The following is a 13,523-nucleotide window of genomic DNA, read 5'->3' as shown; positions in this document are numbered from 1 at the left end:
AAAAATATCATAATAAAAATGGAGGAAGTAGAATTTATTCTGGAAGAAGCTAAGGAAGGAATGGAAAAGGCCATTTCTCACCTTAAGAAACAACTTGCAAATATTCGCGCCGGTAAAGCGAACCCCAGCATGCTCGGCAGCGTGATGGTTGAGTATTACGGGGCGCAAACGCCGCTTAATCAGGTAGCGAATGTAAATACTCCCGATGCAAGAACGCTGTCTATCCAGCCCTACGAAAAAAGCCTTATCCCGGAGATTGAAAAAGGAATTATGCAGGCAAATCTAGGGTTCAACCCTATGAATAATGGTGAAAGTGTCATCATCAATGTGCCACCGCTTACCGAAGAACGCAGAAAACAGCTCACCAAACAGGCAAAATCGGAAGCTGAAGATGCCAAGGTGGGTGTTCGTAATGACAGAAAACAAGCCAATCAGGAACTGAAAAAACTGGAAATTTCAGAAGATGCTAAAAAAGACGCTGAAACTGAGGTTCAGGAACTAACAGATAAATATATCGAGCGCATCGATAACATTCTCGCGCAAAAGGAAAAAGAGATCATGACAGTATAAAAAACCTTGATTTCTAAAATTAATTGCCGGTTTTACTCTGAAAAAAATCAGAAGTTCACCGGCAATTGTTATTTATAGTATCTTCAGTTTGTAATTATATAAAAATGCGGCTTCCTGTATTACTTCTTTCAATTTTCTGCGGATTTGGTCTTTACGGCCAAAGTCTTATAAAAGGAAGAATCGTTTCTGCAGAAAACAGGAAACCACTGCCATACGCTAAAATTCAGATTTCTGAAGACCGGCAGGTTTTGAGCAATATTGATGGAAGTTTTCAATTTTTCTTGGATGAGGGTTCAAAAAAGATCAACATTTCATATATCGGTTATCAAACGCTGACTACCACCGTGGGCCGGGCCACCCAATTTCTCGAGGTTGCGCTTCGTCCAAAATACGAACAGCTGGAAACAGTTATGATCCCTTTGGAAAATTCGGCTGATGTGATCATCAAAAAAGCGATTGCAGCAAAAGCGAAAAATGATCCCAAAAAAGCGCTGAATGGGTTTCATTATAAATCCTATTCCAAATTTATTATTGATAACCAGGATGCTTTGCTGCAAATGAAAGCAGATTCTACAGCCGCAGCTATGGAAATCGTCTTAAATGAAGGTCGTGCCTATCTTTCAGAAAAAGTTTCAGAACATTTCTATTCGAAAAGCGGTGGCGAACAGGAAAAGGTAATAGGAATGGAAACAGCAGGATTTAAAAAGCCCATTTACAACATTCTGTTTATGTCGATTAATCCGTTTTCGCTCTACGACGAGTCCTATCAGCTTTACAAAACCGAATATGCAGGACCACTTGCAAAAAATGCGTTCAAAAATTACGATTACAGGATCATCGATACCACTGAAACTGAAAAACCAGCCTATGTAGTATATTTTAAACCGAAAAGAGAAAAAGTAGTCGCCGGACTGGAAGGAATTCTATATCTCGATACTCAGACTTATGCCATTCAGAAAGCGAAAGCCCAGTTACTGGGAGCGATTCGGCTGGAAGTTAATCATGAATATGAGTATTTTCCCGAAAAAAAGCTATGGTTCCCGGTTTCACAAACAACAACAATCCAACCGGGCACAGGCGGTAAAGAGGTTGCGGTTTTTGGAGGAACTATAGGCCTGGGAACCGTTCAGCAAAAACCGGGTGTGGTAAGTACCATTTTTGGTTCAGAGAAAATCAGTAAAAACCTGTATCTGAATTCCACTGAAAAATATTACGATATTTCTCTCGAGCCAGCCACGGAAAATCCTGTTAAAAATGCTTCAGTTTATATTCCTGAGGAAGCCCTGAAAAAAGATTCGATATTCTGGCAACAGAATCGTCAGATGGAATATACACAGAGGGATCAGGCGGCCAGTAAAATAGTAGACAGCATCATCGAGGCCGGAAATGTGAAACGGAAACTGCAAATCCAAAACACGATGACTACGGGTTATTATCCCTGGGGATATTGGGATGTTGACCTGACAAAAATTTTCAAATTCAGCAATTACGAAGGTATTCGTCTGGGTTTTGGCGGAAAGACCAGCGACCAGGTTTCATCCCATTTTAACCTCAATGGCTATACTACCTATGGTTTCAAAGATAAGGTATGGAAATATGGAATAGGAACGCAAATTTACCTCGACGACCGCAGCGATACGCGCCTCAATTTTTATTTTTCAAGAGATATACAGGAAACAGGTTCTTTTAAGTATTTGAAGGGACGGCGTACTTTTTACATTTTACAGCCCCGGTTTGTGAATATCAATTTTTACTACAATTATAAGACCTACTGGACAAGCCTGGAACATAATTTCGCTCCCGGCCTCACCACAGAATTTCGAATTAGCCGGGAGGATATTTGGCAAATTCGTGATTATTCCTTTCAGAAAAATGACAAAACTTATAGTGACTACAGGCTCGGCGAAGCAACAATTTCTTTTTTCTGGAGGCCATTCTCAGAATTTGTGTCCACACCGCAGGGAAGCCGATTAATAGAAAGACATTTCCCACAGTTCACCGGGCAAATTGAACATTCTTTTAAAGGATTTTTTGGAGGAGATTTCAATTTTACTAGAATTGGATTAAAAATAGAGCATGCAATTAAGCAGATTGACCAGTCTACAACCGAATTTATTTTGGAAGGAAATATCGGTTTCGGCGATTTACCGCTTACCCATTCTTTCCATGCCTACCCCAACAGTCCAAACCGTGAAAAGATCTTAAAGCGCTTTGCGGTAGGCGGAAATAACAGTTTTGAAACCATGTATTTCAATGAATTTTTCAGCGACAGGCTGGTCATGCTTCACATCAGGCATCAATTCAGGCCCTTTAAGATCGGCGAAAATTTTCAACCTGAACTGGTATTGGTTTCCCGGCATGCCATAGGCGATATGGAACATCTGGAAAGACACCAGGGAATTCAGTTCAACACCCTGGAGCAGGGATATTCAGAATTTGGGATGGAGCTAAACAAAATCTTTTCGGGCTTTGGTCTAAGTGCAGCGTATCGATACGGTGCTTATCATTTACCCACTTTCACACAAAATCTCGCTTTAATATTCACTCTTCAGCTTCAGCTTTAAATAATATACAGCTAATTGTAAACTATTTAAGGCAGCTTTTTTTACCTTTGCGCCGCTAAAACCAAGACATGCAAAAGATCTTTAGCTTCGGGTTCTGGAACTCGGTGGCCCGCCTAATTTTAAGAAACCGGATCACCATTATCATTCTTATTGTAGTCACCACTATTTTACTGGCTACTCAATGGAAAAACATGCGTTTTTCTTATACCGAAGCCAATCTAATGCCCGACGATCATCCGGTAAACCTGATATACCAGGATTTTCTGGAAAAATTTGGGGAAGAAGGAAATTTGATCCTGCTGGGAGTTAAAGATTCAGCCCTCTTCACTCCTGAAAAATTCGAAGCCTGGACAAAACTTACCGATACACTTTCCAAATTTCCGGAAGTAGACCATGTGATCTCTCCCGCCAATCTTGAAGAATTAAAAAAGTTTGATGATCCCAAGCGCTTTGAAATGGTTCCTGCCATTCCAGACAAACATCCTGATAGTACCGAACTTAAAAATTTTGAAAACAAGCTTTTCACACAAATGCCTTTTTATGAGAACCTTGTTTACAGCTCTCATTCCAATACTATTCAATCTGCCCTGTACATCAATAAGGATCTTGTAAACACCAAAGAACGTAAGATTTTCGTGCTTGAAGAACTAAACCCTCTAATCAAGCAATTTGAAGACAAATACGGCATTGATGTTCACGTCTCCGGGATGCCGTATATCCGTACCCTGAATTCACAAAATATCATTGATGAAATTGGAATTTTTATCCTGGCTGCACTTGTGGTCACCTCATTGATTTTCTTCTTCTTTTTCAGGTCGGTTAGAGCCACGTTAATCTCCATGCTCACTGTTTGTATTGGTGTAATGTGGGCATTTGGAGTCATAGGCCTGCTCAATTATGAGATCACCATTTTAACGGCCCTTATACCTCCTTTGATCATTGTGATTGGAATTCCAAACTGCATTTTCCTTATCAATAAATATCAGCAGGAAATTCAGAAACACGGGAACCAGGCGAAGTCATTGCAGCGGGTGATAGCCAAGGTGGGAAATGCCACCCTGATGACCAATTTAACCACGGCTTCGGGTTTTGCGACTTTTATTTTAACCGATTCCAAACTTTTGCGTGAATTTGGTACGGTGGCATCGATCAATATCCTGGCAATATTCCTGCTTTCGCTTATGATCATTCCTATTGTTTATAGCTACCTGAAACCTCCAGGCCAACGCCATCTGAAACATCTGAATAAACGCTGGATAGGCGGCTTTGTGAATTGGATGGAAAAAATGGTACGCAACCACCGCATTGCTATTTATATCACGGCTGTGGGCTTACTGGCCATCAGTATTATAGGAATGTATACGATCAAGGTTTCCGGAAGCATCCTGGAAGATATGCCTCATGACACCCAGTTTTTCAAGGATATTCAGTTTTTTGAAGATGAGTTTGAAGGCGTCATGCCCCTGGAAATCTATATCGATACAAAAAGGCCTAAAGGCGTGATGAAACTTTCCACCTTAAAACGAATGGAAAGACTGGAAGATATTATCCAGGATATCCCCGAATTGTCCAAACCGCTTTCGGTAACACGGCTTGCAAAATATGCCAAACAGGCTTATTATAATGGCAACGCGAAATATTACCAGTTGCCTACTTCGCAGGAGCAGAATTTTATCATGCCTTATGCTAAAAATCTTAGCTCTTCAAAAGGCATGATGCAGGCTTATGTAGATTCTACCGGAAGGTACGCCCGTATCACCACTTTTATGCAGGATGTGGGTACCGATGAAATGGAACGCATCGAAGAACATCTCAAACCTCAAATCAACAAGATTTTCCCGGAAGATCGTTATGATGTTTCCATGACCGGTAAGGCGCTGTTGTTTCAAAAGGGAACCGATTATCTGGTAAGAAACCTGATCATTTCTCTGGGTCTCGCCATCTTGCTTATCGCCGGACTGATGGCATGGATGTTCAGGAGTTTCAGGATGATCCTTATCTCCCTTGTTCCCAACCTCCTACCATTGATCATCACTGCCGGTGTCATGGGTTTCCTGGGTGTACCAATAAAACCCTCAACCATTCTCGTTTTTAGTATTGCCTTTGGAATTTCGGTTGATGATACCATTCACTTTTTAGCAAAATATCGACAGGAACTGCAGGTTCATGACTGGAAGATCAAACGTTCGGTTTATGCCGCCCTTCGGGAAACCGGGGTGAGCATGTTCTATACATCCATAGTTTTATTCTTCGGATTTTCGGTATTTATGATCAGTAGTTTCGGAGGAACTGTAGCATTGGGCGGACTGGTTTCAGCAACTCTTCTTTTCGCGATGCTTTCTAATTTGTTATTGCTTCCTTCTTTATTATTGTCGCTGGAAAAAAGCATTGCCAATAAAAAAGTGCTGAAGGAACCCGCTATGAATATCATCGAAGATGAAAATGATGAAGTGGAGGAAGAAGAAAATTCGAAAAACGATTAAATGTGAACAGTATGCCTGCTTGCTAAGCTTCAGGCGAAAAACTATCTTTGTTTTCTCAAAAAAATCAGACTAAATGATACAGGCAAAAATCGCTGAAATACTGGAAAGTGATCAATTTTTACAGGAATTCCATGTTAGGGGTTGGGTGCGTTCCTTCCGAAGCAACCGCTTTATAGCTCTAAACGACGGTTCTACTTTAAAAAATCTTCAGTGTGTGATCGATTTTGAAAAAACCGATGAAGATCTTTTAAAAAGGATCAATGTGGGTGCGGCAATTTCGGTAAAAGGTACTTTAAAAGAGAGCCTTGGTAGCCAGCAGCGAGTGGAAGTTGAAGTCAGCGATCTGGAAATCCTCGGGGATGCCAATCCGGAGGAGGTGAAAAAGACCATTCTTTCGCCCAAGAAGCACAGTATGGAAAAGCTTCGGGAGCAGGCGCATTTAAGAGTTCGAACCAATACTTTTGGTGCCGTGATGCGCGTACGAAGCAAACTTGCTTTTGCCGTTCATAAATTTTTCCAGGAAAAGAATTTCCATTACGTCAATACGCCCATTATTACCGGAAGTGATGCCGAAGGTGCCGGTGAAATGTTCCGTGTTACTTCGCTGGATATGAATAAGCCTCCCAGGAACGAAGATGGGAGCATTAATTTTAAGGAAGATTTCTTCGGAAAAGAAACCAATCTTACCGTTTCCGGACAACTGGAAGCCGAAGCTTTCGCGCTTGGCCTGGGGCAGGTTTATACTTTTGGGCCGACCTTCCGGGCTGAAAATTCAAATACCTCTCGTCACCTGGCAGAATTCTGGATGATCGAACCGGAGGTTGCCTTTTGTGACCTTGATGGAAATATGGATCTGGCTGAAGAATTCATTAAATATGTCTTGAGGTATGTGCTTGACAACTGCAAAGATGACCTTGAATTTCTTGCCGAAAGACAGGAGAATGAAGATAAGCTGAAGCCAAAAACCGAGCGCAGCGAAATGACTTTACTTGAAAAATTAAATTTCGTTCTGGACAACAATTTCAAACGGGTAAGTTATACCGAAGCTATCGAGATCCTGAAAAATTCCAAACCAAACAAGAAAAAGAAATTCAATTACATCATCGAAGAATGGGGGGCCGACCTGCAGAGTGAACATGAAAGATTCCTTGTTGAGAAACATTTTAAATCTCCGGTTATTCTTTTTGACTATCCAGCAAAGATCAAGGCCTTTTATATGCGTTTGAACGAAGACGGAAAAACCGTTCGAGCAATGGATATCTTATTCCCCGGAATTGGTGAGATCGTAGGCGGAAGCCAGCGTGAAGAAAGACTGGATGTGCTTAAAGAAAAAATGAATGCTCTCAATATTTCTGAAGAAGAACTCTGGTGGTATCTTGATACGAGAAGATTCGGAACCTGCGTGCACAGCGGTTTCGGACTTGGTTTTGAACGCCTGGTACAGTTTACCACCGGAATGGGAAATATTCGCGATGTGATACCTTTCCCGAGAACGCCTCAAAATGCTGAATTTTAAATTAGGATATAAAAGAGGTTTTCCACAGAAAGTATGGGCATCCTTCTGAATTGATTTCAGAAATTATGTTTTATTTCCGAAATCTTAAAAGACCTGAAACCAGTTCCGGGTCACGCTTAAACTTCTAAATAAGGCTTCTTTTATATGAAAATAATAGAAACGCATATTGTTCCTGCAATTTCTGAAAATGTCAGGTTGCAGGAATATGCGGCTTCTATTTTTGAAACGATTAATACCAGAAGTGGTGTTAAAAAAGCCATTAAAAAAGGCCTTATCTTACTTGACAGGCAGCAGGCAAAAACCAGTGATTGGATCCGCGAGGGACAGCAAATTGACCTTTTAAAACAGGAAATTCGCGACAAAAAAATCTTTCAGAAAAAACTGAATGTTGTGTTTGAGGATGAATTCATGGCGGTGGTCCAAAAACCTGCAGGATTTCCTTCCAGTGGAAACTATTTTAAAACTATTGAGAATGCCCTTCCATTCAATTTAAAACCTTCCGAAGAAAAAGATGCATTAATAAATCCCCTACCCGTCCACCGCCTGGACAACCCAACTTCGGGTATTCTTCTTTGCGCAAAAACGCGAAAAGCGCTCATTAATCTTCAGAAAGCCTTTTCCGAACAAAAAATTTCAAAATATTATTACGCACTTGTTCATCAAAAATTTCCGGAAGAAAAATTGATCGATGAGCCTGTTGATGGTAAATCAGCGAAAACAATGCTGAAAAGTATCAAAATCTACAATATTCATAATAATTTTTACAGCCTAATCGAAGCCCGGCCATTAACCGGTCGTACTCATCAAATTCGAAGACACCTCTCTCACGCGGGTTTTCCCATTGTTGCCGACACCTTATACGGAATTGAAGAAAAAGACGTTTTTAAGAACAGGAAGCTGTACTTGTTCGCCGGAAAGGTAAAATTTCAGCATCCCGTTACCAAAGAGCAAAAAGAATTTGATCTTGAATTGCCCAAGAAATTCAGGAATTTAAAGAATATCAGCAGGCTGCATTAACAAAATTTTACCACAACATCGGCTGTGCCAAAGAAAGTATGGCCTCAATTTTCCTTATTTTTGTTAGAAAGGGAATTAAATATATGCTTAAACAACAATTAAATCTAAAACTCTCTCAGAAACTGTCCCCGCAGCAGATTCAGCTCATGAAGTTGATCCAGCTGCCTACGCAGGCTTTTGAACAGCGCATAAAACAGGAGCTGGAAGAAAATCCGGCGCTTGAAGATGGCCGTGAAGAAAGAACTGAGGAGTATGAAGAATATGAAGCTGATAACAATGAGGAAGATTATGACAGCGAAAGCATAGAAACCGATATCGATGTGGATGAATATCTAAGCGATGATGAAATCCCCAGTTACCGGTTACAGGCAAACAATTATAGTCCCGACGATGATGAAAAGAGTGTGCCTTATGCCGCGGGAACTTCCTTTAATCAGCATTTAAAAAGTCAGTTAAATACGTTCAGGTTTAACGATACTGAACATGAGATCGCCGAATTCCTGGTGGGAAGCGTGGACGAAAGCGGGTACATAAGAAGAACCGTTCAGGATATTGTGGATGACCTCGCCTTTACCCAAAATGTTTACACCGATGAAGAAACAGTGGAAAAGGTGCTTAAAAAAGTACAACAATTAGATCCTGCCGGAGTTGGAGCGCGGGATTTAAGAGAATGTTTGATTATTCAGCTTCATCGCAAAGAGCCAACAAAACAGGTTGACCTGGCTTTAGACCTTATAGAACGGTCTTTCGATCATTTTAGTAAAAAGCATTACAACAAACTGCTTTCCAGGCATGATATCACTGAAGATGAGCTTAGGGATGCCATAGAGGTTATCGAGCATCTAAATCCGAAACCAGGAGGAGCTTTTTCAGGGAACATGCGAATGGTAGAGCATGTGATCCCCGATTTTACGATCAAGATCGAAGATGGCGAATTACAGCTTAGCCTCAATGGAAGAAACGCTCCCGAAATGCATATTTCCAGAGATTACAGCAATATGCTTAAGGGGTATAAAGAAGCAAAAGAAAAGACCAAGGCGCAGAAAGATGCCGTGATGTTCATTAAGCAAAAACTGGATGCGGCCAAATGGTTTATTGAAGCCATTAAGCAAAGACAACAAACCCTTATGCTGACGATGAGTTCTATAATGAATTACCAAAAAGAATATTTTCTTAGCGGTGACGAGCGAAATTTGAGGCCAATGATCCTGAAAGATATCGCCGATGAGATCGAAATGGACGTTTCTACGGTTTCCAGGGTTGCAAACAGCAAATATGTAGATACCCCTTATGGAACTAAACTGATCAAGGAGTTTTTCTCTGAATCTATGAAAAATGACCAGGGAGAAGATGTTTCTACGCGGGAGATCAAAAAGATCCTGGAAATGTCTATTGAAGAAGAAAATAAAAGGAAACCCCTTACCGATGAGAAGCTGGCTAAAGTACTGAAGGATAAAGGATACCCAATCGCCCGGAGAACGGTAGCAAAATACAGGGAACAATTAGATATTCCTGTAGCCAGGTTACGTAAAGAAATTTAATGAAAGCACTTTTAAAGATTGCCTCATACATTTTCCATCCCGTATGGATGCCGTTTTTAGGAAGCCTGTTCTATTTTTTATTCATTCCGAGGTTCTTTCCCGATGAAGTAGTAAAGGCCAAACTCATGGCAATTGCGATTATCACGGTTTTCATTCCTATTATTTTTCATTTTTTGCTAAAGAACCTCAATAAAGTTTCCAGCCTTTTTTTAGATAATGTCACAGAGCGGCGCTGGCCCCTGCTTTTTTATATTCTTTTGTGCGTGATGGTTCTCAACCAGATCCTGAATATCTACAATTATCCAGGCCTTTTTTATTATTTTCTGGGCATACTGGGATCTACGGTCATAGCGTACATTTTCAGTTGGTTTAAGCTTAAAGTAAGCCTGCATATGGTAGGTTTGGCAGGTTTGGTTATGTTCGTTGCCGGTTTTTGTATCTATTACCACCTGTACTTTATTTACACCCTTAGTTTTATGATTATAGCCATGGGGCTAACAGCCTCTTCCAGGCTATATTTTAAAGCCCATTCTTCATTTGAACTTATTATGGGAATTTTAGTGGGACTTATTCCTCAAATACTCGCGCTAAAATTCTGGTTATAGAATATAAAAGGTAAGACCAATTTTAAGCGTGGAAATTCCGAATTTTTCACCATCAACTTCCGCATCCTTAAAAAAAGGATTCAGCGCGTAATAAAACTGAAAATTAAAGGTGTTATAACCAAAAGTAAAGGTCGTTCCCAGGCGGAAACGATTTAATTCCGGAAGATCATTAGTGATGACCTGCTGAGTATCGGTTTTAAAATTACTCCTAAAATGGTACATATATCCCAGGCGAAATCCGGAATAGATTCTCCAGAATTTATAGGTCATGGGTGTAGAAGTGCGCCATCTAAATTCAATTGGCACCTCAACCAGCTGTGTGGTAAAGCGGTTGGTTTGATATTTTGAATTATCGGCAAGACTTTCAAAAATGGTACTCCCGTTGCTATCTTTACCTATGAATAAATCCTGACCGTAGGTATTTATACTCAAGCCCGCACCAATTCCCAGGGCGATGTTTCTTCTTTTATTTAAAGGAAAATCACGAATAAATCCGCCATGCAGACCACCTGAAAAACTTTCCTGAGAAATCGTGGAAGGTTTATCGGTGATCAGGTTAAAACTAAACCCAATATAAAACTGATCTTCCCGGTAAAGACTATCTAAAGTAGACGGTACTGTATCGGGAATTTTAGTGAGGGACCTTTCATCTCCCTGGGCATACAGAGCAAAAGAGAGAAAGGAAATAAAGAGGAATACGATATTTTTCATTCCAAGTCGTGTGGTAGTGACCTTTAAATATATAAAAACATCCTGTCTGAATTATTCCAAACAGGATGTTTTCTATATAAAGTGAAAAGATTATTTAAGATTTTGCATCGCATCTCCCTCGATCGTGGTATAGTTGATCTTAAGAGCCTCTGCTTTTCTTAATTCTTGTTTGATATCGGAAACAAGTCCCATATTCGTATCTGAATCTACCTTAAGAGCTGTTACCAGATAAGGAATAAGCTCTTCCCTTTTGGATTCACGTTCTGAATAGATAAACGGCTGAATTTCTTCAACACTTGCAAATTTATCATTGAGCTGGATACGGGCCTCCGTACCAAATTTAGCCTGATACCGCTTGCTCGGCTTACCTGCATATATATACATTACCAGGTCTTTCTTATCAAGTTTCTCAACCTGATCGGCGTATGGAAGCTTGTTCTGTACCATAAGCGTGTTCTTACGCATTACAGTAGCCACCATAAAGAAAAACAGAAGCATGAATACAATATCAGGTAAAGATGCCGTACTGATAGCAGGCAGATCTCCAGATTTTTTCTTTGTAAACTTTGCCATAATAATTTAAGTCGTTTTCGTTTTTCGGAAAGCTTAGCTTTTAGGCTCAGCTTCCGATAATTTCTGTGGAATCATATTCGTAATTACATCGATCTTCTCCTTCAGAGCGTCTTTATCACCATTATAGTTAGGATCGTTGTACATCTTTTCCATCTTGGTATAAGTGACTCCGTACATACGCTTAGCCTCGCGATCTCGAAGTTCATTATAAGCTGCCACTAATTCATTTTGCACAGCTATATACATGGAATAACTGGTTCCACGGTTATTCTGAAGAGAAATAACCGCCTTTTGTGGATTCACAGAAGAACTCGGATCTTTAGCTCCCTGACAAAAACTACAGGCCTCATCACCGGTACCTGCGCCATTATCTAAAAATTTGAAAGCCGCTTGCCTTAAATCTTCCAATTGCATTTCCTCATCTTCTACCAGCAACTCATCGTTGGAGTTCACCTGCACGGTAAAGATATTTCTCTGTTTGATTACCGGAGGTTCAATATCTTCTGGTTGCCATTCCGGTAACTTCCTACTAATTCCTTTATCGGTCTCAATAGTGGTAGTTACCAGGAAAAAGATAAGAAGCAGGAAAGCGATATCTGCCATAGAACCTGCATTCACTTCCGGTGCTGATCTTTTTGCCATAATTATTATTTAGCCAATTTTTTAATACCCGAGAATACCATAGTTAAAATAGCGATCCCGGCTAAAATATAAAATGTTACCAATCCTGCTCCTACCCAATGATCGCCCGATGCTGAAAGCATTGTACCATCTTTAAGTTCATGAGCAGTTCCGTCACTCACTACGTATGCAACAACTACTATTACAACAAATGAGCCAATCGCGATCAATGTGTTCTTAATATTTCCTCTAAACAATCCGGCTATCACGAATATTGCGACCATTACGATCACTACAGCCAGAATTATATAAGAAATCCACATGTATGGATCCAGCATACTTGCCTGAAGATCTGCTGAGGCTTTAATAGCATCGTCACCCGAGGCGATGATCCTTCCCAGAAGGATCAATCCAATCACACCGATAACGAGTGCCAGATATTTTAAAATTTTATGTAAGGTCATAATTTCTTTTGCTTTGTCTTAGACTCTTTTTTTATTCTTGTATGCTACCAACATATCAATAAGAATGATAGAAGCATCTTCCATATCATTTACTATACTATCGATTTTTGCGATAATGTAGTTGTAGAAAATTTGAAGGATAATAGCAACAATAAGACCAAATACCGTAGTAAGAAGTGCTACTTTAATACCTCCTGCCACAAGTGATGGCTGCATATCCCCGGCTGCTTCAATTTTATCGAAGGCCTGGATCATACCAATTACCGTTCCCATGAACCCAAGCATAGGTGCAAGAGCTATAAATAAGGAAACCCATGATACGTTCTTCTCAAGTTGTCCCATTTGAACACCTCCATAAGCTACAACAGCTTTTTCTGCAGCTTCAATACTTTCATCTGCACGATCAAGACCCTGATAGTAGATAGAAGCAACAGGACCTTTTGTGTTACGGCAAACTTCTTTAGCTGCCTCAATTCCTCCACTGTTAAGAGCATCTTCAACTTCCTGAGCCAACTTCTTAGTGTTAGTGGTAGAAAGGTTTAAATAGATAATTCTCTCAATGGCGATTGCCAGACCTAAAATTAAACATAGTAGTACGATTCCCATAAAAGCAGGACCACCTTCGATGAATCGTTTCTTAAGTTCCTGGTGAAACCCAAGATTTTCATCTGCCTCATCTGCCGCAGCAGCTGTATCTTCATCTTGCTGCACAAAGGTTGCGATAGTTCCTGGCATAGTATTCGAACTGTTAGCCGCCTGAAGATTGTAGGCCCCAAGAACCGTAATCGCGGCGATTACCAAAATAGAAAATAATCTTTTCATTACTGTTTGTCTTAATTTAATTAGTTAAAGGGTTAA

The 13,523-nt window shown here is 40.3% G+C and carries 12 protein-coding genes; 7 read left to right on the top strand and 5 right to left on the bottom strand.

Translation table 11 applies throughout. The features are described 5' to 3' along the window. Positions 1-18: 18 nt before the first annotated feature. The 7 genes from frr to C7S20_RS08010 all read left to right on the top strand — a co-directional run bounded on the left by frr (position 19) and on the right by C7S20_RS08010 (position 10,296). Positions 19-570, top strand: coding sequence for a ribosome recycling factor (frr, locus tag C7S20_RS08040; protein ID WP_107012001.1), 552 nt, complete (start codon positions 19-21; stop codon positions 568-570). A 104-nt stretch (positions 571-674) separates the two neighbouring features. Next, a complete protein-coding gene (locus C7S20_RS08035) occupies positions 675-3,134 on the top strand; it encodes a DUF5686 family protein (RefSeq protein WP_107012000.1) in 2,460 nt (819 codons plus the stop codon). A gap of 68 nt (positions 3,135-3,202) precedes the next feature. After that, the gene (locus C7S20_RS08030; RefSeq protein ID WP_107011999.1) at positions 3,203-5,617 is read left to right on the top strand and encodes an efflux RND transporter permease subunit; all 2,415 of its coding nucleotides are present in this window, start codon (positions 3,203-3,205) and stop codon (positions 5,615-5,617) included. Between the two features lie 73 nt (positions 5,618-5,690). Then, positions 5,691-7,133 (top strand): asparagine--tRNA ligase, encoded by a 1,443-nt coding sequence (gene asnS / locus C7S20_RS08025; protein ID WP_107011998.1) that lies wholly within the window; start codon positions 5,691-5,693, stop codon positions 7,131-7,133. A gap of 144 nt (positions 7,134-7,277) precedes the next feature. Further along, on the top strand, positions 7,278-8,150 hold the full coding sequence (locus C7S20_RS08020) for an RluA family pseudouridine synthase (RefSeq protein WP_107011997.1): 873 nt from the start codon (positions 7,278-7,280) through the stop codon (positions 8,148-8,150). 83 nt (positions 8,151-8,233) lie between these two features. Then, a complete protein-coding gene (rpoN, locus tag C7S20_RS08015) occupies positions 8,234-9,691 on the top strand; it encodes an RNA polymerase factor sigma-54 (protein ID WP_107014146.1) in 1,458 nt (485 codons plus the stop codon). After that, a complete protein-coding gene (locus C7S20_RS08010; RefSeq protein ID WP_107011996.1) occupies positions 9,691-10,296 on the top strand; it encodes a hypothetical protein in 606 nt (201 codons plus the stop codon). Before rpoN ends, C7S20_RS08010 begins: the two co-directional genes overlap by 1 nt. On the opposite strand, the gene C7S20_RS08005 is transcribed toward C7S20_RS08010, so the two are convergent. The 5 genes from C7S20_RS08005 to C7S20_RS07985 all read right to left on the bottom strand — a co-directional run bounded on the left by C7S20_RS08005 (position 10,291) and on the right by C7S20_RS07985 (position 13,487). Continuing rightward, positions 10,291-11,007: a porin family protein gene (locus tag C7S20_RS08005; RefSeq protein ID WP_107011995.1), complete on the bottom strand. Its 717-nt coding sequence runs from the start codon at positions 11,005-11,007 to the stop codon at positions 10,291-10,293. The two genes, C7S20_RS08010 and C7S20_RS08005, sit on opposite strands and share 6 nt — an antisense overlap. A 90-nt stretch (positions 11,008-11,097) precedes the next feature. Continuing rightward, on the bottom strand, positions 11,098-11,580 hold the full coding sequence (locus C7S20_RS08000) for an ExbD/TolR family protein (protein WP_107011994.1): 483 nt from the start codon (positions 11,578-11,580) through the stop codon (positions 11,098-11,100). Between the two features lie 33 nt (positions 11,581-11,613). Then, positions 11,614-12,222, bottom strand: coding sequence for an ExbD/TolR family protein (locus C7S20_RS07995; RefSeq protein WP_107011993.1), 609 nt, complete (start codon positions 12,220-12,222; stop codon positions 11,614-11,616). A 5-nt stretch (positions 12,223-12,227) separates the two neighbouring features. Beyond that, positions 12,228-12,665 (bottom strand): Asp23/Gls24 family envelope stress response protein, encoded by a 438-nt coding sequence (locus C7S20_RS07990; RefSeq protein WP_107011992.1) that lies wholly within the window; start codon positions 12,663-12,665, stop codon positions 12,228-12,230. Positions 12,666-12,683: 18 nt separating this feature from the next. Beyond that, the gene (locus C7S20_RS07985; protein ID WP_107011991.1) at positions 12,684-13,487 is read right to left on the bottom strand and encodes a MotA/TolQ/ExbB proton channel family protein; all 804 of its coding nucleotides are present in this window, start codon (positions 13,485-13,487) and stop codon (positions 12,684-12,686) included. Between the last annotated feature and the right edge of the window lie 36 nt (positions 13,488-13,523).

This window comes from Christiangramia fulva, from assembly GCF_003024155.1.
Taxonomy (GTDB): Bacteria; Bacteroidota; Bacteroidia; order Flavobacteriales; family Flavobacteriaceae; genus Christiangramia; species Christiangramia fulva.
This window is presented reverse-complemented; position numbering and strand designations above follow the sequence as displayed.